General features: G+C 51.4%; 11 protein-coding genes. 10 read left to right on the plus strand and 1 reads right to left on the minus strand.

Annotated elements, in window-relative coordinates:
- The first annotated feature begins 316 nt into the window (after positions 1-316).
- The gene (locus CJ260_RS03315; protein ID WP_233127882.1) at positions 317-9,085 is read left to right on the plus strand and encodes an ESPR-type extended signal peptide-containing protein; all 8,769 of its coding nucleotides are present in this window, start codon (positions 317-319) and stop codon (positions 9,083-9,085) included.
- A gap of 77 nt (positions 9,086-9,162) precedes the next feature.
- Here CJ260_RS03315 and CJ260_RS03320 read toward each other — a convergent pair whose 3' ends face one another.
- Complete coding sequence (locus CJ260_RS03320) at positions 9,163-10,608, minus strand: sodium:proton antiporter (RefSeq protein WP_095629165.1); 1,446 nt, start codon at positions 10,606-10,608, stop codon at positions 9,163-9,165.
- Positions 10,609-10,889: 281 nt separating this feature from the next.
- On the opposite strand from CJ260_RS03320, the gene CJ260_RS03325 reads away from it, so the two are divergent.
- From CJ260_RS03325 to CJ260_RS03360, 9 genes are all read left to right on the plus strand, one after another.
- Positions 10,890-11,336, plus strand: coding sequence for a universal stress protein (locus CJ260_RS03325; RefSeq protein ID WP_087476772.1), 447 nt, complete (start codon positions 10,890-10,892; stop codon positions 11,334-11,336).
- Between the two features lie 143 nt (positions 11,337-11,479).
- The gene (locus tag CJ260_RS03330; protein WP_095629166.1) at positions 11,480-11,926 is read left to right on the plus strand and encodes a universal stress protein; all 447 of its coding nucleotides are present in this window, start codon (positions 11,480-11,482) and stop codon (positions 11,924-11,926) included.
- A 147-nt stretch (positions 11,927-12,073) separates the two neighbouring features.
- Positions 12,074-13,825 carry a DUF2157 domain-containing protein gene (locus tag CJ260_RS03335; RefSeq protein WP_233127883.1) on the plus strand — a complete coding sequence of 584 codons (1,752 nt, stop codon included), beginning with the start codon at positions 12,074-12,076 and terminating at the stop codon, positions 13,823-13,825.
- The gene (locus tag CJ260_RS03340; protein WP_095629167.1) at positions 13,822-14,493 is read left to right on the plus strand and encodes a hypothetical protein; all 672 of its coding nucleotides are present in this window, start codon (positions 13,822-13,824) and stop codon (positions 14,491-14,493) included. The genes CJ260_RS03335 and CJ260_RS03340 overlap by 4 nt, the downstream gene beginning before the upstream one ends.
- A gap of 26 nt (positions 14,494-14,519) precedes the next feature.
- A complete protein-coding gene (locus CJ260_RS03345) occupies positions 14,520-15,830 on the plus strand; it encodes a hypothetical protein (protein WP_095629168.1) in 1,311 nt (436 codons plus the stop codon).
- Between the two features lie 123 nt (positions 15,831-15,953).
- On the plus strand, positions 15,954-17,189 hold the full coding sequence (locus CJ260_RS03350) for an FprA family A-type flavoprotein (protein ID WP_087476775.1): 1,236 nt from the start codon (positions 15,954-15,956) through the stop codon (positions 17,187-17,189).
- Between the two features lie 113 nt (positions 17,190-17,302).
- The gene (locus tag CJ260_RS12925; protein ID WP_162860305.1) at positions 17,303-17,458 is read left to right on the plus strand and encodes a hypothetical protein; all 156 of its coding nucleotides are present in this window, start codon (positions 17,303-17,305) and stop codon (positions 17,456-17,458) included.
- Between the two features lie 118 nt (positions 17,459-17,576).
- Positions 17,577-18,833: a putative DNA modification/repair radical SAM protein gene (locus tag CJ260_RS03355; protein WP_233127884.1), complete on the plus strand. Its 1,257-nt coding sequence runs from the start codon at positions 17,577-17,579 to the stop codon at positions 18,831-18,833.
- Entirely contained in the window at positions 18,830-19,582 is a 753-nt protein-coding gene (locus tag CJ260_RS03360) for a TIGR03915 family putative DNA repair protein (protein ID WP_095629169.1), read from the plus strand. Before CJ260_RS03355 ends, CJ260_RS03360 begins: the two co-directional genes overlap by 4 nt.
- Positions 19,583-19,670 lie beyond the last annotated feature (88 nt).

A 19,670-nucleotide genomic window follows, 5' to 3' on the forward strand; every position in this document is an offset into this window, starting at 1 on the left:
TCCTTGCTCTTTTTTTGTGTAATTCCCATATGGCATGTATGAAGAATAGGAATATTAATAAAAAATATTTTCAATGTAATAAATATATGTTATACTTAATAAAAATAATTATATATGGTAAAAATAGGTTTCCTGTAATTGAAAAGTTTTGAAGCGCATAGAAAAATGTTCAATTAAATTTTAAATTGTGTCAAATGTTTTTTTGCATTTTATGTCATGGATTTTATTTTTTTTGAAATTTAACGTTATTCTGAACATGCCTGAGCCTGCCAAGGTATAGACGCAGGCAGGAAAACGTCCATGTTCAAATTTAAAATTGGAGGGTGCAATGAATAGGTTATTCAAAGTCATATTTAATAGAAATAAATGCTGTTATGAAGTTGTTTCTGAACTGGCGCGCAGCTGCGGAAGATGTAAAAGCAGTGTAATAAAAGGGGCTGAAAAAGGCAGTCTTGCGGCTGCGGTGCTGCTGATGCTGTCTTATCCCCTAGGGCCAGTCAACGCAGCATATGAGACGCTGTTCGATTCGGACGGTGTTAGTGTCTCCTATGATGAAGGGACAAAGAAACTGCTTATACACCATGACGGCAGAGATACGGAAGTGGACGGCCGTTTTATTATAAGCGGCGGCACATATGACAGCTCTCTTATGACGATTACCTATAATCCAGATACACAGAACTTTACAGTTGTAAAAAAAGGAACAGCTGAACCGCGTCCGGCGCTAGCCTCCATGGCAGCTGCTGTTTCAAACATCGGCATTTCTGCTGCTCCGACGGCTGCTGATGATGCATCGGCAGCATCGAATGTTGTCTATGATAGTAATTCTAATAGTGTCGTCATTCTTAATTCAGATGGCAGTATCCCTTCAGACTCCGGTAATGGCCCAGTTAAAGACAGTATATTGCTGAATCCGAGCAGCACTACGCATACTGTGAATACATCTAATTCTCAAAAATCTATTTTAATCGGTACAGATGCCCGTGTAGGACATGACGATGCCTTTGATGAAGTAACGACTAGAGCCGGGTACAGCGCTAAAAATGAAAAAAATGGGGAAAGCAATATAGTAATCGGCAATGATGCCCGTGTTATTACCAATTACTATGAAGGCCCGAAATCCAGCCATGAATACAAAAAGAGCGTAATTGGGACGGCTAAGAATCGTGATAACAATACTGTAATTGGTAATGGAGCAATGTCATCTGGCCGGGAAACTGTTGTTCTTGGATTTGGCGCATCTACAGTCGTCGATCCCGATGATACCAACGCATATAATGACTACGCTGTAGCCATTGGCTCAAAGGCTCGTTCCCAAGGATATGGGTCTGTCGCTATTGGCTATGCTGCGCAGGTCACAGGATATGACTCTATTGTTATCGGGAGCAGTGTTCCAACAAACAAATCCATGTATACATTGGGATTAGCGCGAGACAGCGTTGTTATTGGCTCAAATTCAATTGGCTTTGAAAATACCAGCATATCTGTGGGACGGAGAAATTTGGTTGGGGTTCCTAATCCTGATTTAATTACGCAAGACGCTAAGGGGTATTGGATTTTAAAAGCCACGGCAATTCACGATATGAAGACTGCAGACAGCGTGGCTGTCGGCACCTCGCTTGTCGTACCCAGCCAGGGAAGCGTGGCTTTGGGGAAGATGAACTATGCGAAAGGAACGGCGAGTACTGCTGTCGGGAAAGGCGTGCAAGCTCTAAGCAATGGTGCGATTGCTATTGGTCAAGGGGCGCCGATTGATGGCGTACTGCCGGACGAATATTGGAAGCTTGACTTGGTAGATAAGACAAACATTGCGGGGGATGTCCTGGCAGGATCTAGGAGCAGACCTTTAAAAAAATACAGAGAGTATTTATCTGCAGATGACCCCGGAGGATTTCGCGTTATCGGTGAGAATGCCGTCGGTATAGGCTCATACGGACAGGTACGCGGCGATGGCGCAGTTATGATTGCTTCTGGAGCAGCTCCTTTTGATGCTTCCAATCAGAAAGCATATGAAGCAGAAAACATGGCAGTACAGCAGGCAAAATTAGATATTGCTGCCAAAGAGGGAGTATTAGAAGCCATAGAGAAGCAGAAAGATAAGAACAGCCCGATTACTGATAAGAATGCAAAGGATCTTGCAATCTATCTTGAAAAGACGTATGGGATTGGTTATGACGCAGAGCATGATTTTGCTGGAACTATTGCGGACACTTTGAGTCGTAATATAGTTGAATCTAAACTGAGTGCGGCAAAACTAGCGTCTGATTTCCGCAAAAAATGGCTTGAAGGCAAATATTCTTTCGTCGAAGGCGAGGCTGCTGTCGGCTTAGGCCGTTTCGTACAGGTCCATGGTGACCGCGCACTGGCTATTGGGGATCATGCTATTGTAGGCGACGGAGCCGACAAGACTGCAGACGACGCCATTGCTATGGGCGGGTATGCAAAAGTTACTGGAAAGAACTCATTAGTCTTCGGTTTTGGCGGAATGGAAAGAATTCATATGGATGGGACGGCAGAGACGCTAACGGAGCCGCAGTTTAATCTTGTTTCCGGGGCACGTTCTATCTTATTGGGCAGCTACAGCAAGGTGCTTGGAGATAATGCCTTTGGAATCGGCAATAACCTCAGCGTAGACGTAGATTACGGTATTTCTTTGGGAGACTATTCGTCTGTTTCTGGAGCGTACGGCTTGAATTTTGGCTACAATGGAACGGTAGACGGCAAAAATGGGATCAATATAGGTTCAATGGGGAAGGCTGCAGCAGAAAACGCCTTGAATTTTGGGACAGAAGGGATGTCCAGCGGTACCGATTCTATCAATATCGGCACGGAAGGCAGGGCGACGATGAATAACGCCATATCCATTGGCTATCGGGGACAGGCGACGGGCGACAGTACGATTGCGCTTGGCGGCTTCAGTATTGCCGATCATGATAACTCTATTGCGATTGGCGCCAATGGAACGGTACATGCTGTAAATTCTGCATCTGTCGGAGTGGGATCTGCCGTGATGGCGCGGAATTCTTTGTCTCTTGGAAATTCGAATGCCATTGCGATTAACCGCAGCATTCCCTTGGGAGTTTTGGCTGATGATGATATTGCGCATGCCCTGACAACGGCCAAAGCTACACTGGATAATGGAGGCGTAATTGCTTCCAATATTGCGGAGGCTCAAAAGGAAAATGATGCTGCAAAACTGCAGGTGTGGACCGCTTACAAGCAGGAGGCTTTTGAGGCTATCGGAAAAGACGGAATAGCCGCGCAAATTGATAAGTATCAGAAGGCGTATGACGAGTCCAATGCCGTATCCGGAGCGCAGCACGATGAAGATGCTATTGCTGCTGCCAAAAAGAATTTGGATTTATGGATGGCTTATCAACAAGAGGTTCAGCCCCTTTCCAATGTGACGGCAATCGGGACGGCGGCAGAATTTAAAGCTCTTCGAGATAAGCTGTTGGGCGACAATTTTATCGCCGATGAACGACGGTTAACGGCAGAGGAATCGGCGCGATACCGAATCTTGGCGGCAAAGCGGTATGATGTTCCGCTCCATGACGTCGTGGCATTAGGGAATAACATTACGGAAACAACGCTGAATTCAGTTTTCCTGGGAAATAAGGCTGCGTATGTGTCCTTTAACCCTGAAAATGTTACGCCGGCTCAGCCACTTTTGAATGCTGACGGAAAGAACATCATACAGGCCGACGGCACGATTGCTTATACTCCTGTTGCTGATGAAGGGAATACGACTAGAGGAATAGATACTTCATATACTAATGAAGTGGTGTATACGTATCGGAGAAATAAAGACGGACAAATTGAAATCATTCGCGTGTCTCACGATTTTGCCGGAGCCAGGAATGTTGTCGGAGTAGTCAGTGTCGGCGGTGAAGTTGCCGGATACGATCAAAAAACGATTAAGGTGACGGATCCTGAGACGGGACAGATTGTCGATAAAACCGTGAAAATTCCGATTGTCGCTACGAGACGTATTCAGAATGTCGCGCCGGGACTACTGTCGCCTACATCGTCAGATGCCGTTAACGGCAGTCAGTTGTATGCGTTAGGTCATGTTGTCGGTAATTTGGCAACCAGCGTGGCCGATCAAATTGGACCCAATACGACGATTACAGAGGACGGAAAAGTTGTGTTTGACGATGAAGCATATGGAATCGGCGGCACAAAAGAGGCACCGACTCATGCATATAATCTCGTTGATTTTATTAATATGCGTCGCATAGAGCTCCGGGGCGATACCGATTGGCATCGGGGCAAAGACGGGCAATGGCAGATGATAAGCAATAGTCCGGGGATGGCTGAAATTCATGCGAAAACGACGGCAGACGGGCATACGGTATATGAAGTACATGTAGATCAGTTTATGGATACACAGGCCCGAAACGGCAATACCGTTGTCAAAGCCGAGGATAACTACTGGTATGAAACAGCTGAGTTAGAGGATAAAACGTATATTCCCGAAGAAAACAAGTGGTATGCAAAAGCCGATGCCGCTGTCAATGAAAGGCAAGCTGACGGGAAATGGTATGCGAAAGCTGATATTCAGGATAAGGCTTATGTCAATGGCAAATGGTACAACAACAGCGATTTGGGAAAGGATGGAAAAACCTTTTATGAAAGCGATCAGAACTGGTATAATACATCCGATATGGTCAACGGCAAGCCTGCTGCTAATGCACGCCCTGTAGCGGCTCCTGATGAAGCAGCTGTTTCTGAAGCGGCAGTTGTTCCTGTTTCGAATCCGAATAAAGCTGTGTTAGAAAATGTGCTTATTGATCCGAATAACCATACTCCGACGCTGCTGAACGGCATAGAAAGCCTGTTTGAGACGACGGTGACGGGAAACGGCGTCAAGGAGAACACGGAATTGGGGGATATAGGCCTCGGTACCAATACGTTTATTGCGGCGCTGAATGACTCTCCTGCTGAAAAAAGCCATTATGCGGCGACAGTCGGCGACTTGAAAAAAATGTCAGACACGCCTCTGTTTTTCTCTGGCAATGCCGGAACTGCTGACGAATCAGAGAATGGAGCGAATACCTTCCCTAGAAAATTGAGTCAAAATATCAACATAGTAGGCGATATAGAGCTGTCGAAAACCGATGCAGCCGGGAAAGCGAAAGAATTAGCTGCTATGGTAACAAACGGCAATATCGGCGTTGTATCTGACGGCAAAGAAACGCTGACGATAAAAATGGCTTCTGATTTGAAGGGGCTTCATTCTATTACGACGACGGAAACGTCAGACGACGGTACGACACGGACAACTGTCGTAAATGGATCTGGCGTGGAAACGAATGGACATGTCGTCATGACAGGCGGCAGCACAGGGGACAATACCGCTCCTAAGGCGGATATGATTGTCGTGCAGGGGATGCCTGGCGCAGACTCTGCAAAGGATACAGGAACAGGATCTGGCAGTGAAAGCTCTCTATCGTATATGGATCGGATTCAATATACGGATAGTGCCAGCAAGGCGCATCAAGTGGCGACGCTTGATGATGGATGGTTCTTGCAGGCCAATGGAAATAGTCCGGTTTCTGTCAAGCTGAATGATACGGTTCAGCTGAAAGATGGAATCAATGCAAAGGTTTCTCCTATTGCGTCAAAGGGCGGAATTCATACGTTTCAAATTAATGTAACTGGTCTGCCGCTGGTATTTTCGGACAACGAGGGCAGCATACTGACGAAGATAGGCGATGTCTATTACCGGGAGGAAGATATCGAAAACGGCTCTCCGAAGCCGGGTGCTGACGCTATCTCACCGAATCAGATACGAGCTGCCATTTCCTTAGTCGGTGCTGACGGGAGCAGGACGAATCCGCTGCAGCTTGAAAATCTGGGCAGCGGACTTATGGCGAAAGACGGCAGCTCTGTATTGCTGTCTGAAGTGACAGACGATAACCCCGTTTGGAATAATGCCGTCAATGTAGGCGATTTGAAGAATGCTGTTGCTTCGCTAACGACAGGCAGCGCTGGCGGAGGATTCGGCTTGACCGGCAATGACTGGAGTAAGGCGGTAATGCAGGATTTGGGAAATACGATAGCTGTTCAGGGCGGTATGACGGACAGTGAAGCGCGTACAGATGTGAATACCTATGTCAGCGTTCAGGAACGTCAGGGAAAAAACGTTTTGGTCGTGGAAATGGCTAAAAATCTGAAGGATTTAACATCTCTGTCGGCTAGCCAGGACGTATCTGGCAGTGACGGACAGTCTGTGCGTCAGACGACGATTCTTGACGGAAATGGCGTTGTAATCCGGACAGAAACGCAGGGAGACAATCCGACGACGACAGTCCATACGAAGTTGACTGAACAAGGATTGGAAACAACAGAATCCATAGCTATTGCCGGAGGCGGTAAAGACGGTCCGGCCGCTGTATTGAATAAAGACGAGGACGGCGCCGGGCATATTATTCTCCAAGGCAGCGGCAATGGTGGAGAAGTTCCCAAGGCCGATATTTTGGTTAGCCGCGGAGATGGTGCGCTGAATAACAATACTGGAATATATGAAGACAAGCCGTATATGGATCGCCTGCAATATACAGACAGTGCGCTGAAGGTTCACCGTGTAGCCACCCTTGATGATGGCTTTATATTGGATACGAACGGCAATAATAAGAAAAAGGTTTTCTTAAATCAAACCGTTAATGTCGTAGACGGCGTCAATACAGCTGTATCAGAGATTAACGATAATGAGGGAATATACTCGTTTCATGTCGACGTGACTGGCTTGCCTATGGAATATGTCGATGCAGACGGACAGGTACTCGTACGCATTGGCGATACCTTCTATACGAAAAACAGCATAAAGGATGGCTCTGCTTCCGGAGCAACAGAAGGTACCCCTGTCAATATTCGCCTGACAGAAGCAGCTGGCCGCGGAGAAGGTGATGTACCGACGCTGACTCAGGTAGGCAGCGGTCGCCGGAGCGGTGCGAGAACAGATAGTACCCCGTGGGAGGCTTTCTTTGACTCGGCTTCCGAAAAGACGGTTGCACCGATGCTGACTAATGGCGCCAACATCGGCGATGTAAAAGCAGCTATTGAATATATTGCAAAAGCTGGAACCGGAACTGGTGAAACAGGCGGGTTTGGTCTGAAGGGCAACAACGGTACTGTACGGCAGGATCTGGGGAGTGTCATTGCGGTGAGAGGCGGTATGGATGATACTGCCAAGCGCACGGATGAAAATACATATGTCAGCGTTCAGGGCGAGACCAAAGAACTCGTTGTAGAACTGGCTAAAGACCTGAAAGGGCTGACATCGGTAACGACGACTGGTGAAAATGGAACGAAGACCGTTCTCAGCGGTACAGGAGTAGAGGCGTCGCGGACGACTAAAGACGAGCAGGGCAGCGAAATTGTTGAGAAAACTGCTCTTACTGCAGGCGGAGTATCCCTTGAAGACGGAAAAGGAGGTTCGTACACGGCTTCTGCAGACGGAAGCATTATTCGGGATGCTGAAGGCAACCAGACCGAAACAAACAGCGGCGGCATTGTAATTACTGCTGCCGGTCATGAGTCCGTATCGCTGACAGAAACTGGTTTGAATAATGGTGGAAACCAGATTCAGCATGTTGCCAGTGGTCTGACAGATGAGAACGGAAAAGCAGTTGATGATTTATCGAAGGCCGTCGATACTAACGCTGTAAATGTCGGTGACTTAAAGAGCGTGTATAATGCATTGACGACCAATTTGTCCAACACCGTAAATACGCAGCCTTTAACCTTTAAAGGTGACAGCGGTGCGCCTATTACCCGCAAACTTGGAGATACGCTGGCCATTAAAGGCGGGGCCGGCGGTACGCTGACTTCGGGAAATATCGGCGTTGTGTCTGATGGCAGCGATACGCTGAATATCGAACTGGCTGACACGCTTACAGGGCTGAAAGGCATTACTTCTGATACAATTACTGCCAATAGTTCGCTGACTGTCGGCAAGGAAAAAGATCAGACTACAATACTCGGTTCGGAAATGATTTCCGATAAGAATGGCAGCAAAACGACTATAAGCGGCAACCAGATTCATACATCTGATGCATCGGGAAATCATACGATGCATATTGATGGTGACCGCATCATTGTACAAAATAACGAAAATGGGCCTGGTGGCGGCAGCAAGAGTATCTTTGGTTCGGATCAGATTTATCACGTTGACGGCAGCGGAAACGAGGCAGCTATTCAAGGCGATACGATTACGGCCCGCGGCAAAGACAATCAGGGCAATATGCATGAGACGGAAATAAATCAGAGCGGCGTTGCTTCTTCCGCAACGGATCAGGACGGCACTGTCGTTCGTGCCGCCGTCATTGATGACGGCGGCCTGACGGTTCGGGCTAATCCGCTGAAACGTCAGGACGGCACTGTGTTACAGGACAGTGACGGCAATCCTGTTTATGGGACGGAGACGCATGTAGCTGAAACGGGTGTTGTCATTGTCGGTGCTTCGGAGTCTGGGCGAGTATCTGCTGTTTCCCTGACAGCAGACGGACTCAATAACGGTGGGAATCGCATTACAAACGTTGCCCCTGGCGTAGATGCGACCGATGCTGTCAACGTGTCGCAGCTTCATGGCATGGAATCCAATCTTCGCAATGAAATCGGCGATGTAGGTGCCGCATCGGCAGCATTAGCCGGCTTGAAGCCTATTCAGTATGATCCGCTGGAACCGACACAGCTCATGGCTGCTGCCGGTACCTATCGAGGCAAGCAGTCGGTGGCTCTGGGGATTGCTCATTACAAAAATGAAGATCTGATGTTCCATTTCGGCGCGACCATCGGTTCTGCTCATACGATGGCCAATATCGGCGTTACCTATAAATTCGGAAGTCATGATGAAAAGAAGGTGATTCCGGAACGGTACAAAGCAGGCCCTATTAGTTCGGCATATGTCATGCAGGATGAAATTACGGCTCTTAAGGCAGAGAATGCACGCATGCAGGCTGATGGAGAAAAGCTCAGTGCGGCATACAGCGAATTGAATGAAATGTATAAGAAGGTACAGAAGGACAATGAGGAAATAAAACGCCAGCTTGCCTATTTGATGGAGCGCGTAAAGGGATAAGAGAGAAACATATTCTATATAAAAAAGAGAATCTGTCCGCACGGACAGATTCTCTTTTTGTATGAGTACATCTGCATTTACCAGAAGAAAATGATCATATCGAGGATAAAGGTCGGAATAAGAATGGCACAGGACCAACCCATATATCCAAAGAAACTGGGCATCTTGATCTTGTTTTCTTCAGCAATGGATTTAACCATAAAGTTCGGCGCATTGCCGATATACGTATTGGCGCCCATAAATACGGCACCTGCGGAAATCGCTTCCAGCATGAGCTGGGATACCGTGCCGACGGAAGTCGCGATGCCCTGCGTCGCGCCGAGGGCTCCCGCCGTCTGGAGGAAGACGAGATATGTCGGCGTGTTGTCCAGGAAGGACGACAGGGCCCCCGTTGCCCAGAACATCTGCCACGGTTCGGACAAGCCCAGTTCCGCGCCGTGGGTCTTCAGGAAGATCAGGGCCGGAATCATGGTGACGAAGATACCGATGAACAGTTTTGCCACTTCAGCGATGGGCGCGTAGGTAAATTCGTTGAGCTGACGCGTTTCCGTCTTCGTCGTCTTGAGGGATAAGTACGCCGCCAGCAGGATGAGGATGATTTCGACTACCGTCGCATAGGGGAAGACGATTTCATCGTATACGGGAATGCCCGCCCCGTTGGCGAAGAAGGCGAATTCCTTAGGAAGGACGCCGTTGGCGACGACGCCGACGATGATCAGGGCGATGAAGACGATGTTGTGCGCGCCTTCAACGCGGATCGGTTCTTTTTCAGCAGGCTGGTTATCCTGGGGCGAACGGCCGGCGGCCAGTTCCTTTTTGTACAAATGGGAATCGAGGAAGAAAAAGACGAGGAACAGGATGACCATATTAAACAATAAAATAGGCAGGAGATGGAAGGTCCAGGTAAAGGGGACGCCGCGCTGGAAGCCCATGAACAGGGGCGGGTCGCCGAGGGGCGTCAGGCAGCCGCCGATGTTGGCGACGAGGAAGATGAAGAATACGATGACGTGGACCTTTTTCTGCCGCCAGGCGTTGGCCTTGATGACCGGCCGGATCATGAGCATGGCTGCGCCGGTCGTGCCGACCCAGCTGGCCAGGACGGTGCCGATGAGCAGGAGGAGGGCGTTGATCTTGGGCGTACCTGCTAAGGTCCCCTTGACGGCGATGCCGCCGGCGACGACGAACAGGCCGAAGAGGAGGACGATAAAGGGAACGTAATCGATCAATACCGATTCCAGGAGCCGGAACAACGCTTCGCCCATGCCGTAGGCTGCGGCGAAGGGGACGAGGAAGACCAGGGACCAGCCGATAGCCACGGCAAGCATATTTTTTTCCCACCAGTGGGGCTTGACGAGGGGGCAGATAGCGATGGACAAGAGCATGCCGACGAAGGGGATAATGCTCCAGGCCGGCAGGGTGGCGCTGACGATAGCGTGAGCGCCGCCTTCGCTGGCGAACGCTGCCGGAACAGACGTCAGGCAGAGCAGCAGCGCAAGGCATAAGGGACGGAATAAGGTTTTCATTTCGGTAACAACCGCCTTTCTTTTGGAAATACAAGCCGTTTCCATGTATTACTTACAATTATAACATAAGTTGGAGAATGAATGTACTAAATTTTAGAAAAGATGAGTATAACGTATAACATGCCGCAATGAGCAGGGATACTTGCCGATGTTATATGCCGAAATGACATGGCGCGACAGATTTTTTCGCAGAAATCTGTTTTTTCGTAAAGAAAAAGAAGGATTTTGGCGACGTATAGAGAATTTATCTATATAGAAAGGGTAAGACAGGAGGGATTCATATGAAACAATATAACAACATCATCGTTCCGACGGACGGCTCGGTTAACTCCAAGCGGGCGCTGGAACATGCCGTCGTCATCGCTTCGGCCTTGGGAGCTACGATTACGTTGGTATATGTGGCGAATATCGTATCGGTAATCTCTAACTTCGACCAAATTCCGAATGCCAGCGGATACGTAACGGAACAAGTCGCTCTGGACATGGAAGAAGAAGGCAAGAGCATTCTCGACGACTATGCGAAGGTCATTCCGCAGAATATCGAAGTCAAGAGCGTCTTTGAAGTCGGCTCTCCGGGACCGGCCGTATTGTCCGTCGCTAAAAAGTACAACGCCGACCTCATCGTCATGGGAAGCCGCGGCTTAGGGCCCTTGAAAGGTCTGTTCATGGGATCTGTCAGCAGCTACGTCGTCACGCATTCCGTTTGCCCCGTATTGATTGTCAAATAAAGGGGAAGCTGGGCGGATACAGGAGCTGCTTGCATTCCGTAATTTCATAAGACAAAGACGATAAAAAAGAAGGAAAATCTCGACGTATATAGAAGTTATTTAATATAAAGACCTGCTAGGCTTAATCGACAGGAGGGATTCATATGACAAAGTACAATTCGATCCTCGTTCCGATTGATGGTTCTGACAACGCCAAACGGGCATTGGAACAAGCCGTTGACCTCGCGACGACCTACGGCGCTTCTATTACGTTGGCCTATGTGGCTCATGATATCGCCCCGCTGGCAAATTTCGACCAAATTTCCACGGCGACGGAATACGTAAAAGAGCACCTGCCTCAGGATATGGAAAAAGAGGGCCAGGTATTTCTCGACGGTATTGCAAAGACCGTGCCGGAGTCGGTTCCCGTCAAAAGTATATTCGCCGTCGGTTCTCCGGGACCGGCTATCGTAAAAGCGGCGAAGGACGGCGACTTTGATTTGATCGTCATGGGAAGCCGGGGCTTAGGGCCCTTGAAAGGGCTGTTCCTCGGGTCTGTCAGCAGCTATGTCGTTACTCGTGCAGGATGCTCCGTGCTGATTGTAAAATAATGGTATAAGAGAAGGCTTTGTCCCTTGCAAGGCGGGACAAAGTCTTTTTTTCATGTATGGGATTTGCCTATTTTGTGATATACTGATGATGCGCAGGAATACGACTGCGCGATACTATGACTACTACGTGCCTGGGAGGCAGCATATATGATATGGAAAAATAATACGGAGTGGCTGAATCGGCAAATCAGCGATTGGGCCGCTAAAGGTTGGATTTCTGCGGAGGCAGAACAAAACATACGGCAGTCCTGCCGGAGACAGGGCGTTACGGGCTGGCCGGCCCTGGTGTATACGGCCTTAGCCATCGTGACCTGTTCTATTCTCGGCGTCGCCTTGATCTGGGGCGCCGCTTACGTGTGGTATCACATTTCCGTCGCCCTGCGGATGGCCCTGGCTGTCGTCCTGCTGGTCCTTTCGCAAAGCGGCGTGGCCCTGGCCTTGTTCCAAAATCGTCAGGGGACGCTGCTGGGAGAAGGCGTCGCCTTAGCCCAGTGCGTGGCCGTATTCGTGTCGATAGCCATGGCGGGACAGACCTTTTATCTGGGCTGGGATACGCCGGCCTATATTTTCACCTGCGCTGTCCTGAGCCTGCCGGCGGCGTACCTGCTGCGAGCTGTGGGGGCCGTCGTGGTGTATTGCCTTGCCGTGCTGGTTTGGGCGGCTCTGGGCGGGTATATCAACGCGCCGGGAGGAGCGGCCTTTTTCTGGCTCTTCGTCGTCCTGCCGCTTCCGATGTACCGCCTGCTGGTGCAGCAGAAGGACGAGGTCCGATTATCTGTTTTCTCCTGGACGGTCACTGTCACAGTGTTCGCCGCCTTCGGACTGGCTACGCGCAATGCGGCGTACATTCCCTTTTTGCTGCTGTCGGCTTTGGCGGCGGTCATTATGCTGACGGGGTATTCCATCGATATCCGCAAGTCCTGGGGCGTTCCGTTCCGCTGGTTCGGGCGCTTTGCCGCGGCGGCGTCGCTGCTTATTTCCTGTATGCCCGTCTCCTGGTACGGCGTCGCCGATATTCAGGGCTTTCATTGGACGACGATGACCATTTTGTTCCTCCTGTTTCTGCTGATCATCGCCCTGCTGGCCCGGGGCGTCAAGACGCGCCTTTGGGGGCCGGTGATATATTCCTTTATCCCCTTCATCTTATTAGGGGAAACGCTGATCGTGCGCAGCGGGCTCTATTCGTCCGTACCGCTCATCATTTCGGCGGCCTACATGATCTTCCTGGGCTTTTATGAAATCATGCAGGGCGTCAAGGGCGGCCATGTCAATCATACGCGCTTCGGCACGGTGATGCTGGCCTGCCTCATGTTGGTCTTTGTCTTCGCCACGACCTTTTCGCCTGTCGTGCCCCTGGTTGTCATGGCGATTTTGGGATTGGTGTTCTTCCAGCGCCGCCGCACGGCGTCCAGCCGGAAAAACGCAGAACTGCGGGCCGCCCGCCGCTCCCGCGTAAAGCATACGGCGGCGACGGTGCGCCGGGAGACGGAAGCGGCGAAAACTGACGAAGGGGAATCAGCGCCAGTATTCGAGTCTCCCCAGGAGGCGAAGGACGCGGCGGCCGACGCCGATACGCTGGCTGAATGGATGAAGGATATTCATCTTCCGCCGCTGGAGGACCTGACGCCGGAACCGGCAGATACGGGATATCGCCCGGCCGGAACGGTGACGCCGAAGGAAGCGCCGCGGTCGCAGTTTGTGCCGCCCGTGTTCCGCAGTCCCGACGCGATCGCCCTGCCGACGATGAAGGAAGAAGGGCGCACGCGGAAGAAAGCAGACGAGCCGCGGCCGGCAGAGCGGATAACCTCTTCGCCGTGGCAGTCGATGGCCGGTCCGGCTAAGCGGGAAAAACATTTTTCGCGGTCGCCGTGGTCGCAGGAAGGAGACACGAAGAAATGAAAGGAATAGGAACCTTTTCTCCTGACGGAAAGCATAAATGGATGGTCTTCCTCCTCGTCGTCCTCGTCCAGCTGGGAGTATTGTCTTATATAGGATGGCGCTGGCATAATATCAGCGTAGACGGCATCCCGTACCAGTGGCGGTGCCTGCCGAGACTGGAAGAATCGTCCTTCGGCACGGATTATGTGCGCATCGTATTCCCGGAAGATTCGACTACGTGGATGGACGGGTCGGCTCCGGAAGAAGGGGAAAAAATATACGTCCATATTTCCCATGACGCCAGCGGCCTGATGAAGGTAGAAGGAGCGTCGGCGGAAAAGCCGGGAATCGGCGGGGATTATATGGACGCTGTCGTCGTATCGTTTCAGGACGGCGTAGTCCAGTTCAAGGTCGCCTTCGACCGATACCGCATTGCGCCGGAGCTGGCCGACGGGATCTACAATATCAGCGAAAAAGATAACGTCGTCGCCAGCGTCCGCATGAAGAAGGGCCAGGGCGTTATCGAGGGCGTGTTCGTCAACGGTATTCCCTTGGAAGAGTGCGGCAATGGCGCGGCTATGGCCGAAGCCCGGGCGAAGAAGGAAGACGAGCAGAAACAAAAGACGGCTTCCGTATTCAATAAGCCGAGCATCGTAGAGTCCGGCATGGTGCCGCCGACAGAAGAATAACCGCTTGGACAGAAGGAGAGGCTATTATGAAATCGTATGTGAAATTGGGCGCGACGCTGTTGCTGGCCCTTTCGTTCGTATTGCTGACGGGCTTCCGCGCCCAGACTATTATCCATGACGACGGCAGCGAGACGCAGGACGTTCTGAAGGTGTCGGAAACGGCGGAAGGGCAGAAGGCCCTGCGCAGCGACGCCGACGAATTCCAGAAGCGGAATTATACGATCATGGATTACAACAACAGCAACGGCGAGGGCTTCCGGGCTATGAAGACCGTAACGAAAGAAGGAGCGAATAAAAGCTCTGTCGACCGCATCATCCATAAGACCCACGACGGGCTGATTTGCTCGACGTACTACATTGATTACACCTTCGATGAAAACAGCCTGGAACACCTGCGGCTGGGCATGGCGATGGAAGAAAACGGCGCAGACCTGGAATACATCGTGTCCTTCCCGTCGGGCACGGAGGTAGAGGGCAACAGCACGACGGCTGACGAGCAGGGCAGCACGTATATGTGGAGCCTCAACGCGTCGGAGCCCTTTCAAATACAGCTGCAGGCGACGGTCTGGCATAAATTATTCATCTATATAGCGTTGTTCCTGATCGTCGTCATCGTCGGCGTCGTCCTCATTATCGAGCATCGCCGCCGCAACGTCATCAGCTGGAAGCAGGCAGCCCACCTGCGGCGTATCGAAATGATGCTGCTGTGCCTTCCCATCGCGATCCTGGCTTATATGGGGTACGAGTATTACGTCGGCACCCATGTGACGGCGGCGTCATTGGAACGCGTATCGGAACAGCAGCAGGAAGAACTGCTGGAAAGCCGCGAAGAAGACAAGAAGATTCACGACGCCGACGCGCAGAAACAGCGCAGCGGCGAATTGGCCGCCGCCCGCATCCGCACGAAGACTGCCGAAATTTCCAGTGCCCTCCGCGAGCTGAACCGCAACTATCATTCGGGCCGTATCAGCCAGCGCGAAGCACGGTCCCAGGCGTCGGCCCTGGCTGAACAGGCACAGGAAATGCTGTTCAGCAGCAAAGAGCTGTCTCAGGCCGATCAGGACGTGCTGCAGCAGCTTGTAGACCGCCTCGTATCGGAAGCGAACTCCATCGGCGACGAACCGGCCGTTTCCCAGACGGAACGCCGCGGCGTATCGGAGGAACAGCAGCGAGCCGACGCTATGGCTTCTAAAGACAAGGATTCGCCGTCCGACGAAAGGGCAAAGAACGAAGAAAGCGAACGGCAGGAAGAAGCGTCTTCTGACAGCGGCGCGCCGCAGGAACGAAAGGGCGGGTCCGATGCGGGGAAATCGGAATCGGAAAAGAAACCTAAATAATCAATATTTTTTCTTTAAAGATATTTTCTATTAGTGTAAAACGTGATATGATACATATGTAACAAGATTTTTATATCAGCGATTTACAAGTGTTTTACTATGTACATAAGGAGGTAGTCTGCTATGCATTGCGTAGAAGAAATTAAAAATGGCATTTATTGGATGGGGTGCAACGATTTCCGCACCGAAATTTTTGAACGGATTTTCCCGATTCCCGAAGGCGTTACGTACAACTCCTATTTCATCGACGACGAAATGACCTGCGTTGTCGACGCGATGGACAAGAGCTGCCGCGACGAATTCATTGAAGACGTAGAATATTTGCTCAAAGGCCGCAAATTGGATTATTTCATTTTGCAGCATATGGAACCGGACCATGCCAGCTCTGCCGTCGCGCTGCTGGAAAAACATCCGGAAGCAAAAATTGTCGCTCAGGCTCAGACCTTTAAGCTGTTCGAACAGTTCTTCCGCAAACCCATGCCGAGCCGCTATGTAGAAGTCAAGGAAGGCGACCAGCTCAAACTGGGCAAGCACGTCCTCACGTTTGTCAAAGCGCCGATGGTTCACTGGCCGGAAGTCATCATGTCCTACGACATTACGGACAAGGTATTGTTCAGCGCCGACGCTTTCGGCATGTTCGGCACTGTAGGCAACGTATACGCCGACCAGGTCGACTTTGAAGAAAATTATCTCGATTCGGCCCGCCGCTATTACGTCAACATCGTCGGCAAATTCGGCCCGCAAGTCGTAAAAGTCCTGCAGAAAGCCGCCGGCATTCCTATCGAAGTCATCTGCCCGCTTCACGGCGTCGTATTCCGCACTCCGGAAACGATTCAGTACATCATTGAAAAATATCTCCATTGGGCAAAATACGTACCGGAAAAGAAAGGCGTCGTCATCGCTTTCTCGTCCATTTACGGCAACACCGAACGGGCTGCCTGCGTATTGGCTCATAAGCTGAGCATGCTCGGCATCCGCGACGTCCGCCTGTACGACGTAGCCAAGATTCACCCGTCCTACGTTACGGCGAAGGCCTGGGAATACAGCCACTTGGTTCTGGCTGCTCCTACGTACAACCTGAACCTCTTCCTGCCGATGGAAAACTTCCTCCACGACTTGAAGACCCTCATGTTCCAGAACCGCAAGATCGCCGTTATCGGCAATCACAGCTGGGCATCCGCCGCGTACAACACGATGGTCGACTACGTACAGAACCGCTTCAAGAACTGCGAACTTCTCGAACCGACCCTCGACATGAAATCGTCTCTCCGCGACGACCAGGAAGGCATCATCGACGAAATTGCCAAAGCTGTCGCCGACGATATCAAAGCGTATCCGGAACCGAAATCCTTGCTTTAAGATAGATGCAAACGCTGCGTCTTTCGTTGTGGAGTAAGAACGCATAAGGTTAAAGGGCTAAATCATATACGGTTTAGCCCTTTTTTTCTAAAGACGCGCAGGAGGTGAATACGGTGATTATCCGAGACAACAGCGTCAAGAGCGGCGACCCTCATGAGCAGGAAAAGGCTAAAAACAAGGGCGAAGAGCTGCACATTGATTTAGGTCGTTCACTGACAGAAGAAGAGGAAAAGATTTTTGCCCAATTAAAAGAAGGGCTCCATTTATAATCGCCGCAAACCGGCGCGTTTCGCAACAGAGCGGACGCGCCGGTTTTATATTAGGAACATATGTTTGAAATGTCGCCTGTCTTGTGGTATGATATAACGTAAACAGGGAGGAATGCTTATGAAATGGGACGTTATGCAGAAAAAGCTGACGATTTTGAGCGACGCTGCAAAATACGACGTGTCGTGTTCATCCAGCGGCAGCCGGCGGGAAAATAAAGCTGGCGGAATCGGCAACGGCGCGTACGGCGGCATCTGCCATACCTGGTCGGCCGACGGGCGATGCGTGTCCCTGCTGAAAATCCTCATGACGAATTACTGCATCTACGACTGCGCCTACTGCGTAAACCGCTGCAGTCATGAAACGGAGCGGGCCATGCTGTCGCCTGAGGAAATTGCTGAGCTGACTATCGAGTTTTATCGGCGCAATTATATCGAAGGGTTATTTCTCAGCTCCGGCGTGTACCGTTCGCCTGACGAAACGACGGAGCTGCTGATTCGGACGGCGAAAATTCTGCGGGAAGAAAAGAACTTCAATGGATATATTCATATGAAAGGCATTCCGGGAACGGATCCGCGCCTCATCCGCGAATTGGGGAAATACGTAGACCGCATGAGCGTCAATATCGAGCTGCCTTCTTCGGCAGGCTTAAAATTGCTGGCGCCGCAGAAGACGAAGGAAAACATCCTCCTTCCCATGCGGGAAATCCGCAGCGGCATTGCCGAACGAAAAGAAAATCGAAAGGCGAGCCGGAAAGCGCCGGCTTTTGTGCCGGCAGGACAGACGACGCAGCTCATCATCGGCGCGACGCCGGACAGCGACCGGACGATTCTGCGGCTCAGCGAGGCCCTGTACAAGCAGGTCGAATTAAAGCGGGTGTATTATTCCGCCTATGTGCCGGCCATGACCGGCCCGAACCTGCCGGCCCTGACGCAGCCTCCCCTGCTGCGGGAGCACCGCCTGTATCAGGCCGACTGGCTGCTGCGGTACTATCAGTTTTCTGCCGACGAAATCCTGACCGACGCCGAGCCGGATTTTGATCTCCATTTGGACCCGAAGGCCTGCTGGGCCCTGCGTCATCCCGAAGTATTTCCCGTAGAAATCAATAAGGCGTCGTATCACATGCTGCTCCGCGTTCCCGGCATCGGCGTGACGTCGGCCCGACGCATCTGTGCGGCCCGCCGGTCGGCGTGGCTGTCCTACGATACACTGCGCCGCTTAGGCATCGTCCTGAAACGGGCCAAATACTTCATCACCTGCCGGGGACGGTTTTACGGAGAATCGGACCGGCCGGACTACATCCGCAGCCGCCTCTTGGGCGCGGAGCAGGCCGGGCGATATGAACCGATGGATTTATTTGCAGGAGTCAACTCATGATCTATGTATACGACGGGTCCTTTTTCGGCTATCTGTCCGCCGTGTTCGACGCCTGGCACGACGGGCTGCAGCATACGGAGGACATACACTGCGACGGGGCGGGCGATTTGTTTGGCCGTCAGCAGTATGTGCCTGCAGACGGCGTGAAAGCGAAGCGCATCCTGGACGGATTGCAGGTCCAGTGCGGCGGAAAGACGTGCCATTTCCTGTACTACGCCTTTTTAGCGGAACAGCCGCAGCGGGAGATGAAGCTGCTCCAGTATATCCGGCAGGCCTTCCGGCTGAAGGGGGAGTTTTTGCATCATCTGAGCGAGCCCGCTGTGTGGGAAGTCCGCCAGTGGGCCCGCAAGACGGGAAATGAACGGCATAAGCTGCTGGGGCTGGCGCGGTTTCAGGAATTGAAGGGCGGCATGCTGTACTGCCCGCTGGCGCCGACGTGCTGCGTCGTGCCGGTCATGGCTCCCCATTTTGTGAAGCGCCTTGGCAGCGAAGAGTGGGTTATCCACGACAGGCGGCGGCGCATAGGCGTATATTACGACCGCCGTGAAGCGGTCTTAGTAGACATTCCCAAGGTACTGCAGCGCGTCGACGTGTCGGCGCAGGAAGAAGAGTTCGCCGCCTTGTGGAAGCAGTATTACCGCACCATCGCCATTGCCGAACGGCGGAACGACCCGCTGCGCCGGCAGTTCATGCCGAAAAAATACTGGCCCTATATCATCGAAGTCAGGGACGGGGAGAATTCGCGGTAAATCGCGAAATAAACTATTTCTTTTTCCCGGCACTTGTTATATAATAGCAATATTGGATTATTGATAGTATGATAAGAAAGGTTGGAAT

The organism is Megasphaera sp. ASD88, assembly GCF_002287425.1.
Taxonomy (GTDB): domain Bacteria; phylum Bacillota; class Negativicutes; order Veillonellales; family Megasphaeraceae; genus Megasphaera; species Megasphaera stantonii.

Excerpts from the sequence above, each read along its gene's own strand:
- CJ260_RS03320 (WP_095629165.1), bottom strand. The coding sequence starts at position 10,608 with ATGAAAACCTTATTCCGTCCCTTATGCCTTGCGCTGCTGCTCTGCCTG.
- CJ260_RS03325 (WP_087476772.1), top strand. The coding sequence starts at position 10,890 with ATGAAACAATATAACAACATCATCGTTCCGACGGACGGCTCGGTTAAC.
- CJ260_RS03330 (WP_095629166.1), top strand. The coding sequence starts at position 11,480 with ATGACAAAGTACAATTCGATCCTCGTTCCGATTGATGGTTCTGACAAC.
- CJ260_RS03335 (WP_233127883.1), top strand. The coding sequence starts at position 12,074 with ATGATATGGAAAAATAATACGGAGTGGCTGAATCGGCAAATCAGCGAT.
- CJ260_RS03340 (WP_095629167.1), top strand. The coding sequence starts at position 13,822 with ATGAAAGGAATAGGAACCTTTTCTCCTGACGGAAAGCATAAATGGATG.
- CJ260_RS03345 (WP_095629168.1), top strand. The coding sequence starts at position 14,520 with ATGAAATCGTATGTGAAATTGGGCGCGACGCTGTTGCTGGCCCTTTCG.
- CJ260_RS03350 (WP_087476775.1), top strand. The coding sequence starts at position 15,954 with ATGCATTGCGTAGAAGAAATTAAAAATGGCATTTATTGGATGGGGTGC.
- CJ260_RS03355 (WP_233127884.1), top strand. The coding sequence starts at position 17,577 with ATGAAATGGGACGTTATGCAGAAAAAGCTGACGATTTTGAGCGACGCT.
- CJ260_RS03360 (WP_095629169.1), top strand. The coding sequence starts at position 18,830 with ATGATCTATGTATACGACGGGTCCTTTTTCGGCTATCTGTCCGCCGTG.